This window comes from Sphingobium xenophagum (assembly GCF_031457465.1).
Classification (GTDB): domain Bacteria; phylum Pseudomonadota; class Alphaproteobacteria; order Sphingomonadales; family Sphingomonadaceae; genus Sphingobium; species Sphingobium xenophagum_A.
On record NZ_JAVDWV010000015.1, the window covers coordinates 106183 to 125820 of the forward strand.

Consider the following 19638-nt stretch of genomic DNA (forward strand, 5'->3'; position numbering starts at 1 on the left):
TTGACAGGGGTATGAAGGAATATGATCCCATGCGACATGCTGTCGTCCTACCCCTTGTCGGCCTGCTGCTGACCCCGCTGCTCTCCTTTCCCGCGCTTGCGCAGGCGGAACCGCCACCGGAACGCACCATCAACCTGCTCGTCTATGGCGATGATCCCTGCCCGCAGGGCGAAGGCGACGAAATCGTCGTCTGCGCGCGCCGGCCGGAGGCGGAGCGCTATCGAATCCCTAAGAAGCTGCGCGACAAGCCCGCCGTGTCGGGCGGCCCCGGCTGGGGGAGCCAGGTCGCGACGATGGAAGGCGTACAGCGGCAGAATCTGCCCAATAGCTGTTCGGTCAACGGGGCCAATGGTGCCACCGGCTGCACCGCCAAGATGCTGGAACAATGGTTCGCCGAACGGCGGATGCAGCAAAGCCGTGGCGAACCCTGAGCATCTTGCATCCATCGCCGCTTTAACCTAAGCAAGACCCGTCATCTGGGGAGTAGCCAGCCGTTCCGCTTAGCGGAACGGGCCTTATGTCAACATATTTGGCCGAGAGGTCATGGCATGAGGGACGCGGATAGGACCGCGTAAGGCGAGACCAATGGCATCGACGTTCCATGCCCGGCCGGGCGGGGAGCGCCGGTGGCATTGCGTCATTCACCTCCGCCCGGCCCCGGATATGCCTGATGGAAGCGCTTCTCACCTCCTCCGCCCTCGTGGCCCTCGCCGAAATGGGCGACAAGACGCAATTGCTCGCCATGCTGCTGGCCACCCGCTTTCGCAAGCCGGTGCCGATCATCCTCGGCATCCTGTTCGCAACGCTAGCCAATCACTTCCTCGCCGCGCTGCTTGGTCATTCGATCGCTGGCATATTGACGCAAGGCTGGTTCCGCTATGCGGTGGCGATCAGCTTCATCGCCATGGCCGCCTGGACCTTGGTGCCAGACAAGATCGACGAAGATGCGCCGCTCAAGGCACCATCGGGCGCAGGCGTGTTCATGACCACGCTGATCGCCTTCTTTTTGGTCGAGATGGGCGACAAGACGCAGGTAGCGACGATCGCGCTCGGCGCCCGGTTCGACAATCTGCTCGCGGTAACGATGGGCACGACGCTGGGCATGATGATCGCCAATGTCCCGGCCGTGCTGTTCGGCGAAGCGCTGGCGAAAAAAGTCCCGATGCGCGCGCTACAGGTCGGCGCGGCGCTGTTGTTCCTGATCCTTGGCCTATGGATGATCGCGGATCTTCAGGGCTGGATCGGGTAAGGCGTCCGCACCGGACCTCACCCCGACCCGGCCACCCAACGGCAGTATCATATGGGTGGCCGGGTGGGGGTGAGGGCCGGTGCGGACTTTGAAATGCGCCCTTTTGCGCATTTCCAAACATGCGCTAAGCGGTTGTCAGCGCCGCGCGGCTGGGGCAAGGGAAATGGCAGCATATTCCTTTTCGAACGGACATGGGACAGGTGATGAAAGACAGTCTGGTAACGGTGTTCGGCGGCGGCGGCTTTGTCGGTCGCCAGGTGGCACAGGCGCTGCTGGGGCGCGGCGCGCGGGTGCGGATCGCGCAGCGCGATCCCTCGACGGCGCTCCGGGTCAAGCCATTGGGCGGCCTCGGCCAAGTCCAGTTCATCGCCGCCGACATCCGCAATCCGGCCAGCGTGGCGCGCGCCGTCGCGGGCAGCGATATCGTCATCAATCTGGTCGGCATATTGAAGGGCGACTTCGACGCCTTCCATCATCGCGGCGCGGCCAATGTCGCCAAGGCCGCAGCGGACGCTGGCGTCACCGCGCTCGTGCATATGTCGGCGATCGGCGCGGACCCGGAAAGTCCGTCCGCCTATGGCCGGTCCAAGGCGGCGGGCGAAGCGGCGGTCAAGGCCGCCTTCCCGACCGCCACCATCATCCGCCCCTCGATCATCTTCGGTCCGGAAGACCAGTTTCTCAACCGTTTTGCAGGCATCGTCGGCATGATGCCGGTCGTGCCGGTGATTGGCGCTGCAACGAAGTTCCAGCCGGTCTATGTCGCCGATGTGGCCCAGGCCATCGCCAATGCAGCCGAGCAGCCCGGCGTCCACGGTGGCGAAACCTATGAACTGGGCGGACCGCAGGTGCGGACGATGCGCGAGATCAACCAGTGGATCATCAAGGCGATCGGCCGGGACAAGTCGCTGGTCGAAGTGCCGCAGGGCGTCGCGAAGATGCTGGCCATGCTGCCCGGCGGACCGATCACCAGCGACCAACTGGCCATGCTCGGCCGGGACAATGTCGTGGCAGAGGGGGCGAAGGGCCTCGACGCTCTGGGCGTGGTCGCCACGCCGATGGACGGCATTGCGGACAAATGGATGGTCCGTTTCCGCCGTCATGGTCGTTTCACTGGCACGGCACGCGCCTGAACCCGCAAAATCCTCCCCTATTAGGGGAGGTGGCAGGGCGAAGCCCTGACGGAGGGGTGTCGCCCTCTTGATAGCGCGCGCCCCTTCCCTGCCAGGGGAGGATGTAACAGGAGCCTGCTACCCATGGACCTGCATTATCTGACTGTCATCCTGCTTGGCATTGTCGAGGGGCTGACCGAATTTCTGCCGGTGTCCTCCACCGGGCACCTCATCCTCGCCAGCGAATTGCTTGGTTATGATTCCGCGACCTGGGCGATGTTCAACGTCGTAATCCAGTTGGGCGCGATCCTGGCGGTGGTAGTACTCTATTGGCGCACCTTCTGGGCCGTCGGCATGGGGCTGCTGCGGCGCGAGCCGGTGAGCTGGCGCTTCCTGCGCAATCTGCTGATCGCCTTCCTCCCCTCGGCCGTCATTGGCCTGGCGCTGCATGACTATATCGAGATATTGCTGGGCGCGCCGCAGGTCGTCGCCTGGGCCTTGATCGTCGGCGGCATCGTCATCCTGCTGATCGAACGCGCGGTCAAGGAACAGCGTTTTCACGGCATCGCCGATATCCCAATGGTCCGCGTGCTGGCAATCGGCTTCATCCAGTGCCTGGCCATGGTGCCGGGAGTCAGTCGGTCAGGCGCGACGATCATGGGCGCGCTGATGCTGGGGGTCGAACGGCGCACGGCGGCCGAGTTCAGCTTCTTCCTCGCCATCCCGACGATGCTGGGCGCGAGCGTCCTCGAACTGCTCAAGAAGGGTGACCGGATCACCAGCGCCGCCGTGGGATGGGACAGCATCGCGCTGGGCTTTGTCGTCTCGTTCATCGTCGCCCTGCTGGTCATTCGCTGGTTCGTCGGCCTGGTGTCGAAACATGGCTTCGCCCCCTTCGCCTGGTATCGAATCATCGCCGGGATCGCCGCGCTGATCTGGCTGGGGTGGAGATAGGTCCGACACGGTCTTTTTATTACCCCAGTTTTTGCGATCATTTCGCAACTAGCCTATAGAACCGCAATTATAGTGTCAGCATTACTGTCCTAAATGCCAGAATCCGCGTGACTCTGCGGGTTTTTATGCTATGCGCGCCTCTGACACTTAGATCAGGGGCGAGCGATGGCCGACAATCCGATGCTGAAATTCGTAGGCAAGGGACAAGCCTACCCGGAAAAGCGCGCAGCCGATGACCGCGCCGACGATTTTCTGGAAATCAGCCGCAGTTTCATTCTGGACAAGGCGGAGGAACAGGCGTCGCGCTGCTCGCAATGCGGCGTCCCCTATTGCTCGACCCATTGCCCGCTGCACAACCATATCCCCGACTGGCTGCGCCTGACCGCCGAAGGCCGCCTGCGCGAAGCCTATGAACTGTCGAACCTGACCAGCACCATGCCCGAAATCTGCGGCCGAATCTGCCCGCAGGATCGCCTGTGCGAGGGCAATTGCGTCATCGAATTTTCCGGCCATGGCGCCGTGACCATCGGCTCGGTCGAAAAATACATCACCGACACCGCCTGGAAGGAAGGCTGGGTCGAACCCTTGGTCGCGGGCAAGCCCACCGGCCAGTCGATCGGCGTCATCGGCGCTGGGCCTGCGGGTCTCACCACGGCGGAATATCTGCGTGCGGCGGGGCATGAGGTGCATGTCTATGACCGGCATGACCGCGCCGGCGGCCTCCTCACCTATGGCATCCCCGGCTTCAAGCTGGAAAAGGACATCGTCATGCGCCGCGTCCAGCGTTTGAAGGATGGCGGCATCGTCTTTCACGAGAATTTCGAGGTCGGCCGTGACGCGACGCTCGAAGCCCTGCGCGACAAGCATGACGTGATCCTGATCGCGACCGGCGTCTACAAGCCTCGCGACATCCGCGCGCCGGGCGTCGGCGCACCCGGCGTGGTCAAGGCACTCGATTATCTCACCGCCTCCAACAAGGCCGGGTTCGGCGATGCCGTACCCGAACATGAAGACGGCACGCTGCTGGCGACGGGTAAGAATGTCGTCGTCATCGGCGGCGGCGACACCGCGATGGACTGCGTCCGCACCGCGATCCGCCAGGGGGCGAAGTCGGTCAAATGCCTCTACCGCCGCGACCGCGACAATATGCCCGGATCGCAGCGCGAAGTCGCCAATGCCGAGGAAGAAGGCGTCGAATTCGTCTGGCTGACCGCGCCGATCGCATTCGAAGGCACCGATCATGTCACCGGCGTAAAGGTCACCAAGATGCGCCTGGGTGCCCCCGACGCCTCCGGCCGCCGCGCGCCCGAACCCGATCCCGGCAGCGAACATACGCTGGAGGCCGATCTGGTCATCAAGGCGCTGGGCTATGATCCCGAAGAACTGCCCAAATTGTTCGGCGCGGACGACCTGTCGGTCACCCGCTGGGGCACGCTGCGCGTCGATCACAAGACGATGATGACCAGCGTGGACGGCGTGTTTGCAGCGGGCGACATCGTGCGCGGCGCGAGCCTGGTGGTCTGGGCCATCCGCGACGGGCGGGACGTGACCGAGCATATGCATCGCTATTTGAAGGCGAAGGCCAAGGTGGCGGGCGAAAGGGTTGCGGCGTGAGGCGGGGCTTCTTTTTTGCCCTGCTCTTGCTATTCGCACCGCTCGCTGCCCAGGCACAGACTCAGGCAATAACAGCTCCAGTCACTCGCGGTCAGGCATTATGGGAAGCCATGTTTCCTCGGTCGATTATGGAAATATCATTTCAGACCATCAACAGGAATAGTTTCGACTTATCCTTCTCGCAAACACCAGAAAATGTCGAACTCGAAAAGCAATATCCGGGAATCCAAAAGGCATGTCGCGATGCCTATATGAGTGTAGCCCAACGAGAATATAATGCGTCTTATCCTCTGTACATTGAAAGTAGAGCAAAAGATTTAAGCAGTATTTTTACCGTCGCTGAGGCAAAACAAATTATCGCATTTTTTGACAGTCCAATTGGTCGAAAATTTCGGCATGTCACTTTGGAAAGCCCGATATTACGGAGCATGACATCGCTCGCCGACGTTGAACGAACAGCGGATCGTGTGGTTGAATCTGCAAATTTGACCGACGGTGATTGGGCTCAAGTCGGTCGTATGATTGCTACACCAGCGGGTCAGAAACTGAAGAGCAATTTAACGCGACAGCAGGCTAACGCTGCCAACTTCGCCAAAGTAACAAGTGACAAAATTCAAGTAGCTGCTCAAGCCGAAGTACAGGCTGCCGCTGCTGCTTACATGCAAGCTCACGGAGGGACGCAACAGTGACCCATGTAATCTCAGACGTCGAACGCGCCCGCATTGCCGAAGTCGGCATGTACCGCCCTGAATTTGAAGGCGACGCCTGCGGCGTCGGCCTCGTCGCCGCCACCGATGGCCGCCCGTCGCGCCGCGTGGTCGCCTCCGCGATCGACGCGCTCAAGGCCGTGTGGCATCGCGGCGCGGTCGATGCCGATGGCAAGACCGGCGATGGCGCGGGCATCCATGTCGATCTGCCGGTGCGCTTCTTTGACGATGCGATCGCGGACTCCGGCCACAAGCCGCTGCCCAATCGCCTCGCCGTCGGCATGATCTTCCTGCCGCGCACGGACCTCAGCGCCCAGGAAACCTGCCGCACCATCGTCGAAAGCGAGATCATCGACGCGGGCTACACCATCTATGGCTGGCGTCAGGTGCCGGTGGATGTGTCCGTCATCGGTGAAAAGGCGCAGCGCACGCGGCCCGAAATCGAGCAGATCATGATCGCCGGGCCGATGCCCGAAGAACGCGACCAGGCCGAGTTCGAAAAGGATCTCTACCTCATCCGCCGCCGGATCGAGAAGCAGGTGATCGCGGCGCAGATCAACGATTTCTATGTCTGTTCGCTGTCGTGCCGGTCGATCATCTACAAGGGGCTGTTCCTCGCGGAATCGCTGTCGGTCTTCTATCCCGATCTGCAGGATGAGCGGTTCGAAAGCCGCGTCGCGATCTTCCATCAGCGCTATTCGACCAACACCTTCCCGCAATGGTGGCTGGCTCAGCCGTTCCGCACGCTCGCCCATAATGGCGAGATCAACACGATCCGCGGCAACAAGAACTGGATGAAGAGCCACGAGATCAAGATGGCGAGCCTCGCCTTTGGCGAGCAGTCGGAGGACATCAAGCCAGTGATCCCGGCGGGCGCGTCCGATACCGCTGCGCTCGACGCCGTGTTCGAGGCGATCTGCCGCTCTGGCCGCGATGCGCCGACCGCCAAGCTGATGCTGGTGCCCGAAGCCTGGCAGAGCGAAAGCGCCGAACTGCCCAAGCCCCATGCCGACATGTATGAATATCTCGCCAGCGTCATGGAGCCGTGGGACGGCCCCGCCGCGCTGGCGATGACCGATGGCCGCTGGGTCGTGGCCGGGGTGGATCGCAACGCGCTGCGACCGCTGCGCTACACGCTGACCGGCGACAATCTGCTGATCGTGGGCTCGGAAACCGGCATGGTCGTGGTTCCCGAAACGACCATCGTGCGCAAGGGCCGCATGGGTCCGGGCCAGATGATCGCGATCGACTTGGCTGAAGGCGAGCTCTATGACGACGCCGCGATCAAGGACCGGATCGCGGGCGAGCGCCCCTATGGCGACCTGATCAAGGATTTCATGGCGATCGGCGACCTGACCGACGCGCCGACCGCCCTGCCCGCCTGGGACAAGGCGGAACTGACGCGGCGACAGGTGGCGGCCAATCTGACGCTGGAAGATCTGGAACTGATCCTGGCCCCCATGGTGGAGGATGCCAAGGAAGCGATCGGGTCGATGGGCGACGATACGCCGCTCGCCGTCATTTCCGACAAGCCGCGCACGATCAGCCATTTCTTCCGCCAGAATTTCAGCCAGGTCACCAACCCGCCGATCGACCCGTTGCGCGAACGGCATGTGATGAGCCTGAAAACGCGCTTTTCCAACCTGCACAATATTTTGGAGCAGGATGCGCAGAACAGCCATGTGCTGGTGCTGGAATCGCCGGTACTGACCAGCGCCGAATGGGCGCGGTTGAAGGCGCATTTCGGCCCGGCCGTGGCGCAGATCGACTGCACCTTCCCTGCCACCGGCGGGCAGGAACAATTGCGCGCGGCGATCGCCCGCATCCGTGAGGAAGCCGAGCAGGCGGTGCGCGAAGGCCGCACCGAAATCTTCCTGACCGACGAGAGCGTCGATGCCGATCGCGCCGCGATAGCGGGCGTGCTGGCGGCAGCGGCCGTTCACACCCATCTGGTGCGCAAGGGGCTGCGCTCCTATGCGTCGATCAACGTGCGCTGCGCCGAGGCGGTCGACACCCATTATTTCGCGGTGCTGATCGGCGTCGGCGCGACCACGGTGAACGCCTATCTGTCCGAAGCCAGCATCGCCGATCGCCATGCGCGCGGCCTGTTCGGCGACCTCTCGCTCGACGCCTGTTTCGAACGCTATCGCACGGCGATCAACGAAGGCCTGCTCAAGATCATGTCCAAAATGGGCATCGCGGTCATCAGCAGCTATCGCGGCGGCTATAATTTCGAAGCGGTCGGCCTGTCGCGCGCGCTCGTCAATGATCTCTTCCCCGGCATGCCGGCGAAGATTTCGGGCGAAGGCTATGCCTCGCTCCATTACAGCGCGATGCTGCGGCATGAAAAGGCCTTCGACAGCGCGGTCGTTCGCCTGCCGATCGGCGGCTTCTACCGCCAGCGCGACGGCGGCGAGGCGCATGCCTATTCGGCGCAGCTGATGCACTTGTTGCAGACCGCGGTCGGGACCGACAGCTATTCGACCTATCTGCAATTTTCGCGCGGCGTGCGCGACCTGCCGCCCGTTTATCTGCGCGACCTGATGGAGTTCAACTTCGCCCGCGAAGCCGTGCCGATCGACGAGGTGGAAGCCACCACTGAAATCCGCAAGCGCTTCGTGACGCCCGGCATGTCGCTCGGCGCATTGTCGCCCGAAGCGCATGAAACGCTGGCGATCGCCATGAACCGCATCGGGGCCAAGGCCGTGTCCGGCGAAGGCGGCGAGGATGCCAACCGTTTCAAGCCCTATGAAAATGGCGACAACGCCAATTCGGTGATCAAGCAGATCGCCAGCGGCCGTTTCGGCGTCCATGCCGAATATCTGGCATCGGCTGAGGAAATCGAGATCAAGGTCGCCCAGGGTGCCAAGCCCGGCGAAGGCGGGCAGTTGCCCGGCTTCAAGGTGACCGAGTTCATCGCCAAGCTGCGCCATTCGACGCCCGGCGTGACGCTCATCTCGCCGCCGCCGCATCACGACATCTATTCGATCGAGGATCTCGCCCAGCTCATCTATGACTGCAAGATGATCAATCCGCGCGCGCGGGTGTGCGTCAAGCTGGTGAGCCAGGCGGGCATCGGCACCGTTGCGGCGGGCGTGGCGAAGGCGCATGCCGACGTCATCCTGATCGCGGGCCATGTCGGCGGCACCGGCGCCAGCCCCCAGACCTCGATTAAATATGCCGGGACGCCCTGGGAAATGGGCCTGTCGGAAGCCAATCAGGTGCTGACCCTCAACGGGCTGCGCCACCGGGTGAAGCTGCGCACCGATGGCGGGCTGAAAACCGGGCGCGACATCGTCATCGCCGCGATCCTCGGCGCCGAAGAGTTCGGCATCGGCACGCTCAGCCTCGTCGCGATGGGCTGCATCATGGTGCGCCAGTGCCACAGCAACACCTGCCCCGTGGGCGTGTGCGTGCAGGATGAGAAGCTGCGGCAGAAATTCACTGGCACACCGGAGAAGGTCATCAACCTGATGACCTTCATCGCCGAAGAAGTGCGCGAAGTGCTGGCGCGGCTGGGCTATCGCAGCCTGGACGAAGTGATCGGGCGGACGGAGTTGCTCAAGCAGGTCAATCGCGGGGCCGAGCATCTCGATGACCTGGATCTCAACCCGATCCTGGCCAAGGTGGATGCCCCCGACGACCAGCGCCGCTTTTCGCTGACCCAATGGCGCAACGACGTGCCCGACAGCCTGGACGCGCAGATGATGCGCGATGCCAAGGCGGTGTTCGAGCGTGGCGAGAAGATGCAGTTGACCTATACGGTGCGCAACACGCACCGCGCGGTCGGCACCCGCCTCTCCTCGGCCGTCACCGACAAGTTCGGCATGTCGACGCTGGCCGACGGGCATCTGACCGTGCGGCTGCGCGGGTCTGCGGGCCAGTCACTCGGCGCGTTCCTGTGCAAGGGCATCACGCTCGAAGTGTTCGGCGATGCTAATGACTATGTCGGCAAGGGGCTGTCGGGCGGCATCATCGTCGTGCGCACGACCGTCTCCAGCCCGCTCGCGAGCAAGGACAATACCATATTGGGCAACACCGTCCTCTATGGCGCGACCAGCGGCAAGCTGTTCGCGGCGGGGCAAGCCGGTGAACGCTTCGCTGTCCGCAATTCGGGCGCGCAGGTCGTGGTCGAAGGCTGCGGTGCCAATGGCTGCGAATATATGACCGGCGGCACGGCGGTCATTCTGGGCAAGACCGGCGCGAATTTCGGCGCGGGCATGACCGGCGGCATGGCCTTCATCCTCGACGAAGATGGCAGCTTCCCGTCGCGCGCCAACCCCGAAGGCATCGTCTGGCAGCGGCTGGAAAGCGCGCATTGGGAGGCCGAGCTGAAAGCGCTGATCGCCCAGCATGCCGTGTCGACCGACAGCAAATGGTCGAACACCATATTGGATGATTGGGACCGCTGGCGGCGTTATTTCTGGCAGGTGTGCCCCAAGGAAATGATCACCCGCCTCGCGCACCCGCTCAGCGACGCCCCGGCGGAAGTCGTCGCGGCCGAATAAGGCCTCAGGGGTGGTCGTGGCCGATCGTCGGCAGGACGGTTGGCGGCACCGCCCCTTGCGACGCCCGGATCGGCTTTGGCAGCGCGTCGCCCGCCGCCAGCTTCGGGCGTTCCGGTCGCGGCTCTGCGGCAGGCCGCACCGGCGCGGGGTCGATCACCAGCGCCTCGTCGGTCGGCACAGGGTCCTGCGCCATATAGTCCTGCACCACCGGATCGCTGCTGCCGCTGATCATGCCATCAGCGTCCATCCCGGCCATGTCGGCGGCAAAGCGCCGTTCCGTCAAGGTCGGGCCACATCCGGTGCAGCGAATCACGGCCGGTCCCCGATCGTCATCGCTGGTCAGGCTCGCGCTTCCCGCGTCGGCATAGGATGGGGCGTCCTCCGGCGTCCACATTTCCTCGGTGGCCGCCGCCGATGTCTGCGGGCTGGTGACATAGCTTCCCAGCCCCAGTCCCATCGCGACCGATGCGGCCAGAGTCATACCCGACATCATCCACCACTGCCCCGGCATCCCGCGCCTCACCTTCCCACGATCCTTATATCGACCCGATCTCATCAATCATAACGCAGATACAGATAGGTTGTTGCATGGGGCAAAAGCCTTTGCTAATGGCCACCGCCTACCAGATGCCGGCCCTGCCGGTTTCCCTTTGAGTGTGCGGTCGTGGCGGAACTGGTAGACGCGCAACGTTGAGGTCGTTGTGGCCGAAAGGCCGTGGAAGTTCGAGTCTTCTCGACCGCACCACCCCCCCCTTATGAATGGAAAGCCTGCGGGCATAGCCCGGCCTGAACGCCGTTCAGGCGCATCGCGGCATGCGCAAGCCCCGCCCCCACCCAAAGCCCCGACACACAGGCCCGCACCAGATCGCGCCCCTGCACCCCGCACAGCAAAAGGGTGGGCATTGCCATTTGTATGGGTTATTCTCTCTCCAGAGCGGCAGACCGACCCTTTAGGAGATGAGCATGACCGACGAGAGCATCGTAACGCGGCGGACCCTGATGACCGGAGTCGGCCTTGGCCTTGCCGCGGCGGGTATGCCCGCGCTGGCGGCCAGGCCCGGTCGCAAGTTCGGCTATGCGATCGTCGGCCTGGGATCTTATGCGACGAAACAGATCATGCCCGCCTTTGCCGGGTGCGATCATGCGAAGATCAGCGCCCTCGTCAGCGGCACCCCGGCCAAGCTGGAACAATTCGGCACCGAATATGGCGTGCCCAAGACGCATCGTTACAGCTATGAGACGTTCGACCGCATCGCCGACAATCCCGATATCGACGCTGTCTACATCATCCTGCCCAACAGCATGCACGCCGAATATTCGATCCGCGCCGCACGGGCGGGCAAGCATGTCATGTGCGAAAAGCCGATGGCGATATCCGTCGCCGAATGCGAAGCGATGATCGCGGCCAGCCGAACGGCGGGCAAAAAACTGATGATCGGCTATCGATCACGCTTCGAACCGCATAACCAGTTGGCGATCGAACTGGCGCGTGGCGGCCATGTCGGACCAACGCGGATCATCACCGCCGAACATGGCTTCCCGATCCAGCCGGGCCAATGGCGACTCGACAAGCCCCTGTCGGGCGGCGGATCGCTGATGGACATCGGCATCTACAGCCTCAATGCCGTGCGCTATTTGACCGGCGAGGAGCCGGTGGACGTGATGGCGATCGAATCGACCGACCGCGCCGACCCGCGCTTTCGCACTGTGGAGGACCGCATCACCTTCCTGCTGCGCTTCCCGTCGGGGATCGAGGCGACCTGCGTGTCCAGCTATAGCTCCGCCCACAACAGCTATCGCGTGATCGGCACCCAAGGGTGGATCGATATGGAACCCGCCACCCCCTATAGCGGCCATGCGATGCGCGTCCGCAAAGACGGAAAAGTCACCGACCGCACCCTGCCGCCCTCGCCCAAGACGCAATTTGCGGGCCAGCTCGACCATCTGGCGCAAGCCGTGCTGAACGGCACGCCTGTCATCGTACCCGGCGAAGAAGGCCTCGCCGACCTGCGCGTCATCGAAGCCATCTACCGCTCCGCCCGCGAGGGCCGCCCGGTGCGTTTACAGGCATGAGGGGAAGGGGTGGATTGGGAACATTTGTTTGGTATAACCCTGCGCGATGACGCGCACCTTCATTCTGCTATCTTTCGTTTCGGCTGTTGGGTCGGGATGCACCCATTCGCCAACCCCAGATATTCAGATGGCTCATCCTGAAGAAGCACTTGCGGGGGAACTTCGCGCAGAAATCTGGAGTGACCTTCAGTCGAATGCCCTAATCGGAAACGGCAACGAACTCGCTGCTCGCTGGGCAAATGCGGGAAGCGAAGCCGCCGCCGCACCTCAACTGCACATTCAGAATCTGCTTTGCAGCGGGGGCCAAACGTTGCTTCGCTGCGAGTTTTCACTTCTTCGAGACGGTGGTGTTACAATATATCTTGGCGAACCCACCCCCGATAGACTGACATGCGGTGCGCTCTTTCGTCGCTTGGGAACTGGTGACCGCTGGTCCATACCTCGCTTGCCGCCAGGGCCAAGAGGCGGCCACAGCCGCATCACCATCAAGTGCCAGCCTGTCACCTGAAGGTCCGCAGAATGACCGTTCATTCCCATTCCTCCTTCGTCATGCCGGGCTTGACCCGGCATCCCGCTTTTCTCCGCACAAATAGCGGGACCCCGGATCAAGTCCGGGGTGACGTCCCATTGTGGTCGAGATTGTGTAAACACGACAATGACATGCTCTTCCGCACAACTTTAGTTTACACAATACTGACGCAGGATAATTTCTATACGCGATGGGGATCACACTAATTCTAAAATTGTTCATTTCGTTCGTAGCCACACGTTTTTATACAGCTTCGGTCGTTTTCGGTCATCCTCCCCTGGCAGGGGAGGTGGCTGGCCTAGCCAGACGGAGGGGTGTCGCCCTCTCGATAGAGTTACACCCCTCCTCCCACCTAGTGATGGCGCGGAGCATTTCAGTACAAAAACCCATCCCGCTACAGCCCGGCAAGTCTCACTCCCCCTCCCGCTTGCGCGAGGGGCGATCGGGGTCGGGCAATCCCCCGGATTGGCCTAAACAGCGCGGGGCGCTGTTTACCCCGATCGGGGGGTGGGCCAGCGTAACGGTCGAAAAAAGCCACCTGCCCATCCCCGACACCCCCACATCAAGGCCAGTCGCCATTCCCAACCAACCCCCTTCCAATGTAGGATTTTCTCTGGTCTATCCTGAGCGATGCGCCAGTCCTCCGCCCGCTCCACGCCGCCCTTCACCGCCCCCCGCCCCCGTCGCGTCGGTGGCGCGTTCATGGCGCGTCGCTGTCGCGTCCGTGTCGCGTCGCCGGGACGTTGCCATGGCTTTCCCGCTACAATTCGGGCCAATTCGCCCCAAAATTGGACCCTGCAACGGTGTGTATTTCCCCCTGTGACCCTGAACAGCTCAAAATCCCCGCTCGGTCTGCCGCTTTGCCTTTGGCGCGGAAGCCGCTAAAGCGCGATGCCATGACACAACCCGCTCCCAAAGACTGGATAATGGGCATTTCGCCCTATATCCCTGGTAAATCCGCCGCCGACGATGGCCGCCCGCTGATCAAGCTGTCGGCCAATGAAAATCCGCTTGGCACAGGGGCGGCCGCGCGGGCCGCGCTGGTCGCGGCCACCGCCGATCTCGCCAGCTATCCCGATCCCGCCGCGACCCGGTTGCGCGAGGCGATCGGTGCGGTGCATGGGCTGGACCCGGCGCAGGTGATCTACGGCACAGGCTCCGACGAACTGCTGCACATCGCGGCCAGCGCTTATGCCGGGCCGGGCGATGAAATCCTCTATGTGCGCTATGGTTTTGCGGTCTACGACATTGCGGCCCGCCGGGTCGGCGCGACGCCGGTGGTGGCACCGGACAAGGACTATGCGACCGACGTGGACGCGCTGCTGGCGACCGTGACCGACAAGACCAAGGTCGTGTTCCTCGCCAACCCCAACAACCCCACCGGCACGATGACCGGCCGTGAAGAGATTGCGCGGCTGCATGCGGGCCTGCGCCCCGACATCTTGTTGGTGCTGGACCAGGCCTATGCCGAATATCTCGACGCGGGCGAGGATGATGGCGGCCTGGAGCTGGCGAAGAGTGCCACCAACATATTGGTCACGCGCACCTTCTCGAAAATCTATGGCCTCGCGGCTGAGCGCATCGGCTGGGGCTATGCCTGCCCGGCGATCATCGAAATTCTCCACCGCATCCGCGCGCCGTTCAACGTGACGACGGCGGGACAGGCGGCGGCCATCGCCGCGATCAACGATAGCGGCTGGGTCGAATCGAGCCGGACGCATAATGCGCGTTGGCGCGAATGGCTGGCGGGCGAAGTCGGTGCCCTGTCCAACCACGGCCTGCGCGTGGTGCCAAGCAAGACCAATTTCCTGTTGATCCTGTTCGATGGCACATTGACCGCCGAGGCCGCGATGAAGGGGTTGTGGGACGAAGGCTATGCCACCCGCTGGCTGCCCGGCCAAGGGTTGCCCAACGGGCTGCGCATCACCATCGGCACCAAGGCGCAGACCCGCGCCGTCGCCGCCAAGCTGCGCGCCATGGCGGAAGCGGCCTGACGCGATGCTGCCTTTCGCCCGCGTCACCATCATCGGTCTGGGGCTGATCGGCTCCTCGCTCGCCCGCGCGATCCGGGCGAACATGCCCACCGTGCGGGTGACGGGCCATGACGCCGACCCGCAGGTGCGCGACACCGCGCGTCGGATCGACCTGTGCGACGATGTCACCGACACGGCGGGGGCGTCGGTGACCGACGCCGATCTGGTGATCTTGTGCGTGCCCGTCCGTGCGATGGGCGCAGCGGCCGCCGAGATTGTCGATGATCTGCCCGCCGATGCGATCGTCAGCGATGTGGGGTCGTGCAAGGCCGATGTGCTGGCGCAGCTTGCCGCTGCGCTGCCGGGGCGGACGATCATCCCGGCGCATCCCGTCGCGGGGACCGAAAATAGCGGACCGGAAGCGGGCTTCGCCACGCTGTTCAAGGGCCGCTGGTGCATCGTGACGCCCCCGGCCGACGCCGATCCGGCCGCGGTCGAGCGAGTCGCCGAACTATGGCGGCGGGTCGGGGCGGATGTCGAATTGATGGACCCGGCGCATCATGACCTGGTGCTGGCGGTGACCAGCCATTTGCCGCACCTTATCGCCTACACCATCGTCGGTACGGCGAGCGACCTGGAAAATGTCACCCAGTCCGAAGTCATCAAATATTCGGCCGGCGGCTTTCGCGACTTTACCCGGATTGCGGCGTCCGACCCGACCATGTGGCGCGACGTGTTCCTGGCAAACAAGGATGCGGTGCTGGAAATGCTGCAGCGTTTTTCGGAGGATCTATCCGCGCTGCAACGGGCGATCCGCTGGAATGACGGCGACGCGCTGTTCAACCTGTTCACCCACACCCGCGAGATTCGCCGTTCGATCATCGAACAGGGACAGGATGACGCGAAGCCCGATTTCGGCCGCTCTCACTGAAGCAGGGCGGATGGCGGGTTCAGCGCGTTAATCGCGGCATGGACACGGGTTTCGGCCTCGCGGCGATCAAGGCCGGTCGGGACGATCTCTCCCACCTTATAGGTGATGGTGCCGGATCGTTTGAGGAATTTGCCACGCGGCGACACCCGGCCGCTGTCGATCGCGATCGGCACGACGGGCAGGCCGAGCAGGACATAGAGGCCGGCAAAACCGGCCTTGAGCGGTGGCGCTTCGCCATGGGGGACGCGGGTGCCTTCGGGGAAGACGCAGACCGCCCGCCCCTGCGCATTGGCGTCGCGGGCGGCGGCGCGCAGCACCCGCATGGCGCTCGCCCCGCCGCTGCGTTCGATGGGGATGAGGCCATAGCGCTGGGCGACGCGGCCCCACAACGGAATGTCGAGCAATTCCCGCTTGGCGACGACGGCCGGACGATCGAACAGGCAGAGCATGTCGATCGTTTCAAACATCGATTCATGCTTGACGATATAGAGATAGGGACCGAGCGGCAGGTCGCCGACCACCTTCACCTTCTGCCCCAGCAGCCAATGCGCGCACAGGCGATGGAAGCGGCTCCACCCCGTACCGATCCGCAGCACCGCCTCGGTACTGAACGATCCCAGCAGCAGGGCCGCCAGCACGAAGAACAGGCTGCCGGAATAGAAGACCAGCGTGAAGGCGAGCGAGCGGATCGCGGTGAGCATGAGCAGATATGCGCCTTTGTCAGATGCCAAGCAGCGCAGCCCCGCGCCGCAGCAGATATTTATTATATTCGCGCACCAATATCGTGAGGCTAGGGCGGCTGGGCACCGCGTCATAGACGATCGCGACCCGCTCCGGCAACGCCTGCCGCAACTCCAACGCGGCGCGGCGCATATGCCAGTCGGTGGTGATGAGGCGCACGGTCTTGTAATCGCGCCGTTCCAGCCAGCGGGCGGTCTCGATCGCGTTGGAGCGGGTGTCGATCGCTTCGCGGCCGAGCGTGATGCAGCAGGCGAAGAGCGCTTCGGGCGTATCATATTCGGCGGCCAGTTCGCCCGGACGCACCGAGCGATCGACCCCGGAGATCAGCATGCGCTTGGCGGTCTTGGCCTGCAACAGAGCGATACCCCGGTCGATCCGCCCGGCCCCGCCGGTCAGCACGACGATGGCATCGGTGGGGCGGCTGTCGAGCGGTTGGGGCAGCAGCACCGCGAACCAGATGAAGCCCAGCATCCACCCCAACAGGCTGACGGCGAACAGGCGGACGATCACAGCGCGCGGCCCAGCGCGCGCAGCACGGTCCAGCGCGCGGTGAGGACGGCCAGCAGGACGCCCGCCACCGGCAGCAGCGCGAGCAGTGCCCAGCCGGTCCTGTCGAGTGCCACCGCGCCCAGCAGATCGGAGCCGGTCGCATCGAGGCGCAGGCCGATGACGAGCAGGGTGGCCACCGCGAAGGCAAAGCCCAGCACGCCGCCCAACAGCGCGTCGAGACCGATGCGCCATTGGAACAGCCGGGCAATCTGCACATCGGTCGATCCCATCAGGTGCAGCACGTCGATCGTGCCGCGATGGCTGTCATGCGCGCCGCGCGCTGCCAGCACGACTACTGCGCCGGTCGCGACCGTCATCAGCACGACGACACCGACTGCCAGCCAGCCGAGCGCGGCGAGCAGTCCGGCGAGCGGCAGGAGGAACGCCGCATGGGGTTCGATCCGCAGGCTGGGCGCGATGCTGCCGAGCAGGCGGCGCAAACGATCGACTTTCGCCTCCGCCGCGCCGGGGGTGAGCGTCACGTCGATCAGCGCGGGCACCGGCAGGTCGGCACTGGCGGCATCCTCGCCCAGCCAGGGGCGCAACTGGTCGGCGAGCGCGGCGGGATCGACCGGAGTTGCGGCGCGGACCTCACTGGCCTGGCGCAGCGCCTGGAGCGTGCGGGCGGCGAGCTGGTCGCGCACGGCGGCATCAGCCTCCACCACCTGCACGCTGGCGCGTCCGGCGAGGTCCGCGCTCATCGCCTGGACAGCGGCGCCCAGCGCCAGACCGGCGGCGGCGGACAGGACTGTCAGGAACATCATGATGGCGATGATCCACGGCATGGGTCCGGCGAGCCGTCCGCCCGGCAGCAGGCGATGGCGCGCGGCGGCGGACGCGCGGCGGCTGGCGCGCGAACTGCTCATTCGGCCTGCCGGGACCGGGCCGGATAGCGCAGCGATCCGGTGGGATCGGCGAGCCGCCCCTTGTCCAACCGCATCATCTGCGCGCCGGTGACCTGGCTCATCAGCGGCAGGTCGTGGGTCGCGACGACAATGGTGGTGCCCAGGCGATTGAGCGCTTCGAACAGGGTCAGCAGCCGCCGGGCCATGTCGGCATCGACGTTGCCGGTCGGTTCGTCGGCGACCAGGATTTCGGGACGGCCGATCACGGCGCGGGCGATGGCGACCCGCTGCTGCTCCCCGCCTGACAGGGTGGCGGGCCGCGCCTGTCCGCGATCGCCGAGGCCAACCCAGCTCAGCATTTCGGCGACCGGCGCGTCGATCTCCTTCTCCTCCATCCCCGCCACGCGGAGCGGGAGGGCGATATTGTCATAGGCCGACAAATGGGGGACGAGGCGAAAATCCTGAAACACCACGCCGATGCGGCGGCGGAAGCCGGGCAGGCGGGTGCGCGGCAGGGTGACGACATCTTCGCCGAACAGGCGAATGACGCCGCGGCTGGGCCGCTGGGCGAGATAGAGGAGTTTGAGCAGCGACGTCTTGCCCGCGCCGGACGCGCCGGTCAGGAAATAGAATCCGCCAGCCGCCAGCGAAAAGCTGACATCCGACAGGGTTTCACTGTCCAGACCATAGCGCAGGCCGACATTTTCGAACTGGACGATGGCCGTCATGTCAGATTGATGGCGCGTCATGCGCTCCCTGCTTCCCCGGAAGCCCCGCCATGGCACAGCGGGCAGGTCGCCGTAAAGCCCGCGCCGGGAAAAGGGGCGAGTCGCGAGACTGAATGACAGTGGCGTGACGTGCCCGATGCTTGCCGCTTGCGCGCGAGTCCCTGCCATGCCTATGAAGCGTCATGATCCTGCTATGTCCCCATTGCGCGACACGCTATGTCGTGCCGGACAGCGCCGTCGGCCCCAATGGCCGCCAGGTGCGATGTGCCGCCTGCAAGCATAGCTGGTTCCAGGAGCCTGCCATCCTGCCCGGACGGGCGGACGAGCCAGCGTACGCCGCGCCGCCGGTGGCAGTGCCGCCATCGCCGGAGCCAGCGCCCGTTGCCCCACCGGTCGAGGCGGTTCCAGACACGCAGGCCGCCGAGCCGGTTGCGCCAGAGCCTTCGGCACCCGCGAACAACCGTTTCGACGACATCTATGCGGGCGCGCCCGTCAGCCGGGCGGACGAAAGCGAACCAGCGCCTGCCGCGCCGGTCAAGCGCCGCCGCAATGTCCTGAAATTATGGACCTATGCTGCCGTCGCCTTTGCCCTGATCGTGGCAGCGGCGGGCGGCGCGCTTTATTATTTCGGGCCGCCGGGATGGGCGGTCAGCATGGGACTGGTCGCCGAAGAGGGCGATCCCGACCTGCTATTCTACCTTTCCAAACCCGCCGAGCGGCGCAAGCTGCCGACGGGCGAGGAATATTTCGCCTTTGGCGCGCGGATCGTGAACAGCGGGACGCAGACGTTGCCGGTGCCGCCGGTGCTGGTGCAATTGCGCGACCAGCAGAACCGGCTGGTGTTCAGTTGGACCACCAAGGCCGACAAGGCCCGGCTGAAGCCCGGCGAAGAGGCGTCGATCAACGAAAGCCGGATCGACATTCCCAAAAATGCCGAGAATTTGTCGCTGACCTTCGTGCAGTAGGATGAGGCGGTGTCAGGCCGCCTGCCCCCTCCACCATCGGCTGCGCCGACGGTCCCCCTCCCCGTGCCGGGCAGGGGAATCGCATATGGGCTTGAACGATTGATCGAATGGGATTCTTGGGCAGTCTCCATGGTTGGAGGCGCCCGATGGATGAGTTTTCGGC

General features: G+C 64.1%; 17 protein-coding genes, 1 tRNA gene and 1 riboswitch. Of the genes, 12 read left to right on the top strand and 6 right to left on the bottom strand.

The features are described 5' to 3' along the window. The first annotated feature begins 29 nt into the window (after positions 1–29). The 7 genes from J2W40_RS16050 (at position 30) to gltB (ending at position 10141) form a co-directional block, all read left to right on the top strand. Positions 30–431 (top strand): hypothetical protein, encoded by a 402-nt coding sequence (locus J2W40_RS16050; RefSeq protein WP_310226656.1) that lies wholly within the window; start codon positions 30–32, stop codon positions 429–431. Between the two features lie 34 nt (positions 432–465). Further along, positions 466–653, top strand: a riboswitch (yybP-ykoY riboswitch). A gap of 17 nt (positions 654–670) precedes the next feature. After that, on the top strand, positions 671–1249 hold the full coding sequence (locus J2W40_RS16055) for a TMEM165/GDT1 family protein (protein WP_310226659.1): 579 nt from the start codon (positions 671–673) through the stop codon (positions 1247–1249). Between the two features lie 191 nt (positions 1250–1440). Then, complete coding sequence (locus J2W40_RS16060; RefSeq protein WP_310226661.1) at positions 1441–2379, top strand: complex I NDUFA9 subunit family protein; 939 nt, start codon at positions 1441–1443, stop codon at positions 2377–2379. A 123-nt stretch (positions 2380–2502) separates the two neighbouring features. Next, positions 2503–3312 (top strand): undecaprenyl-diphosphate phosphatase, encoded by an 810-nt coding sequence (locus tag J2W40_RS16065; RefSeq protein WP_310226664.1) that lies wholly within the window; start codon positions 2503–2505, stop codon positions 3310–3312. A gap of 165 nt (positions 3313–3477) precedes the next feature. Further along, positions 3478–4926, top strand: coding sequence for an NAD(P)-dependent oxidoreductase (locus J2W40_RS16070; RefSeq protein ID WP_310226665.1), 1449 nt, complete (start codon positions 3478–3480; stop codon positions 4924–4926). Further along, a complete protein-coding gene (locus J2W40_RS16075; protein ID WP_310226667.1) occupies positions 4923–5615 on the top strand; it encodes a hypothetical protein in 693 nt (230 codons plus the stop codon). The genes J2W40_RS16070 and J2W40_RS16075 overlap by 4 nt, the downstream gene beginning before the upstream one ends. A gap of 47 nt (positions 5616–5662) precedes the next feature. Beyond that, on the top strand, positions 5663–10141 hold the full coding sequence (gene gltB / locus J2W40_RS16080; RefSeq protein WP_310226697.1) for a glutamate synthase large subunit: 4479 nt from the start codon (positions 5663–5665) through the stop codon (positions 10139–10141). Between the two features lie 4 nt (positions 10142–10145). Here the strand turns inward: gltB and J2W40_RS16085 are convergent, their stop codons facing one another. Beyond that, positions 10146–10634 carry a hypothetical protein gene (locus J2W40_RS16085; RefSeq protein ID WP_310226669.1) on the bottom strand — a complete coding sequence of 163 codons (489 nt, stop codon included), beginning with the start codon at positions 10632–10634 and terminating at the stop codon, positions 10146–10148. A 165-nt stretch (positions 10635–10799) separates the two neighbouring features. On the opposite strand from J2W40_RS16085, the gene J2W40_RS16090 reads away from it, so the two are divergent. Next, positions 10800–10886, top strand: a tRNA-Leu gene (locus J2W40_RS16090). Between the two features lie 8 nt (positions 10887–10894). On the opposite strand, the gene J2W40_RS16095 is transcribed toward J2W40_RS16090, so the two are convergent. Continuing rightward, entirely contained in the window at positions 10895–11050 is a 156-nt protein-coding gene (locus J2W40_RS16095; RefSeq protein WP_310226670.1) for a hypothetical protein, read from the bottom strand. A 48-nt stretch (positions 11051–11098) separates the two neighbouring features. Between J2W40_RS16095 and J2W40_RS16100 the strand changes: the two genes are divergently transcribed. The 3 genes from J2W40_RS16100 to J2W40_RS16110 all read left to right on the top strand — a co-directional run bounded on the left by J2W40_RS16100 (position 11099) and on the right by J2W40_RS16110 (position 15647). Then, positions 11099–12214, top strand: coding sequence for a Gfo/Idh/MocA family protein (locus tag J2W40_RS16100; RefSeq protein WP_409050391.1), 1116 nt, complete (start codon positions 11099–11101; stop codon positions 12212–12214). Positions 12215–13639: 1425 nt separating this feature from the next. Next, positions 13640–14737, top strand: a complete 1098-nt coding sequence (gene hisC, locus J2W40_RS16105; RefSeq protein WP_310226675.1) for a histidinol-phosphate transaminase — start codon at positions 13640–13642, stop codon at positions 14735–14737. Between the two features lie 4 nt (positions 14738–14741). Then, the gene (locus tag J2W40_RS16110) at positions 14742–15647 is read left to right on the top strand and encodes a prephenate/arogenate dehydrogenase family protein (RefSeq protein WP_310226678.1); all 906 of its coding nucleotides are present in this window, start codon (positions 14742–14744) and stop codon (positions 15645–15647) included. Here the strand turns inward: J2W40_RS16110 and J2W40_RS16115 are convergent. Genes J2W40_RS16115 through ftsE form a run of 4 tightly spaced genes read right to left on the bottom strand, consistent with a single transcriptional unit; the run spans position 15641 to position 18510 of the window. Beyond that, the gene (locus tag J2W40_RS16115) at positions 15641–16348 is read right to left on the bottom strand and encodes a lysophospholipid acyltransferase family protein (RefSeq protein ID WP_037472790.1); all 708 of its coding nucleotides are present in this window, start codon (positions 16346–16348) and stop codon (positions 15641–15643) included. The genes J2W40_RS16110 and J2W40_RS16115 overlap by 7 nt on opposite strands. 19 nt (positions 16349–16367) lie before the next feature. Then, the gene (locus J2W40_RS16120; protein WP_310226680.1) at positions 16368–16898 is read right to left on the bottom strand and encodes a YdcF family protein; all 531 of its coding nucleotides are present in this window, start codon (positions 16896–16898) and stop codon (positions 16368–16370) included. After that, positions 16895–17803: a cell division protein FtsX gene (locus tag J2W40_RS16125; RefSeq protein WP_310226682.1), complete on the bottom strand. Its 909-nt coding sequence runs from the start codon at positions 17801–17803 to the stop codon at positions 16895–16897. The genes J2W40_RS16120 and J2W40_RS16125 overlap by 4 nt, the downstream gene beginning before the upstream one ends. Beyond that, a complete protein-coding gene (gene ftsE / locus J2W40_RS16130) occupies positions 17800–18510 on the bottom strand; it encodes a cell division ATP-binding protein FtsE (protein WP_037472794.1) in 711 nt (236 codons plus the stop codon). Before ftsE ends, J2W40_RS16125 begins: the two co-directional genes overlap by 4 nt. A gap of 182 nt (positions 18511–18692) precedes the next feature. On the opposite strand from ftsE, the gene J2W40_RS16135 reads away from it, so the two are divergent. Then, entirely contained in the window at positions 18693–19475 is a 783-nt protein-coding gene (locus J2W40_RS16135; RefSeq protein ID WP_310226684.1) for an MJ0042-type zinc finger domain-containing protein, read from the top strand. The last annotated feature ends 163 nt before the right edge of the window (positions 19476–19638 follow it).

What these genes read in the sequence shown, in the direction of transcription:
- J2W40_RS16050 (WP_310226656.1), top strand. Translation starts at nt 30, where the DNA reads ATGCGACATGCTGTCGTCCTACCCCTTGTCGGCCTGCTGCTGACCCCG.
- J2W40_RS16055 (WP_310226659.1), top strand. Translation starts at nt 671, where the DNA reads ATGGAAGCGCTTCTCACCTCCTCCGCCCTCGTGGCCCTCGCCGAAATG.
- J2W40_RS16060 (WP_310226661.1), top strand. Translation starts at nt 1,441, where the DNA reads ATGGGACAGGTGATGAAAGACAGTCTGGTAACGGTGTTCGGCGGCGGC.
- J2W40_RS16065 (WP_310226664.1), top strand. Translation starts at nt 2,503, where the DNA reads ATGGACCTGCATTATCTGACTGTCATCCTGCTTGGCATTGTCGAGGGG.
- J2W40_RS16070 (WP_310226665.1), top strand. Translation starts at nt 3,478, where the DNA reads ATGGCCGACAATCCGATGCTGAAATTCGTAGGCAAGGGACAAGCCTAC.
- gltB (WP_310226697.1), top strand. Translation starts at nt 5,663, where the DNA reads ATGTACCGCCCTGAATTTGAAGGCGACGCCTGCGGCGTCGGCCTCGTC.
- J2W40_RS16085 (WP_310226669.1), bottom strand. Translation starts at nt 10,634, where the DNA reads ATGATGTCGGGTATGACTCTGGCCGCATCGGTCGCGATGGGACTGGGG.
- J2W40_RS16095 (WP_310226670.1), bottom strand. Translation starts at nt 11,050, where the DNA reads ATGGCAATGCCCACCCTTTTGCTGTGCGGGGTGCAGGGGCGCGATCTG.
- J2W40_RS16100 (WP_409050391.1), top strand. Translation starts at nt 11,099, where the DNA reads ATGAGCATGACCGACGAGAGCATCGTAACGCGGCGGACCCTGATGACC.
- hisC (WP_310226675.1), top strand. Translation starts at nt 13,640, where the DNA reads ATGACACAACCCGCTCCCAAAGACTGGATAATGGGCATTTCGCCCTAT.
- J2W40_RS16110 (WP_310226678.1), top strand. Translation starts at nt 14,742, where the DNA reads ATGCTGCCTTTCGCCCGCGTCACCATCATCGGTCTGGGGCTGATCGGC.
- J2W40_RS16115 (WP_037472790.1), bottom strand. Translation starts at nt 16,348, where the DNA reads ATGCTCACCGCGATCCGCTCGCTCGCCTTCACGCTGGTCTTCTATTCC.
- J2W40_RS16125 (WP_310226682.1), bottom strand. Translation starts at nt 17,803, where the DNA reads ATGAGCAGTTCGCGCGCCAGCCGCCGCGCGTCCGCCGCCGCGCGCCAT.
- ftsE (WP_037472794.1), bottom strand. Translation starts at nt 18,510, where the DNA reads ATGACGGCCATCGTCCAGTTCGAAAATGTCGGCCTGCGCTATGGTCTG.
- J2W40_RS16135 (WP_310226684.1), top strand. Translation starts at nt 18,693, where the DNA reads ATGATCCTGCTATGTCCCCATTGCGCGACACGCTATGTCGTGCCGGAC.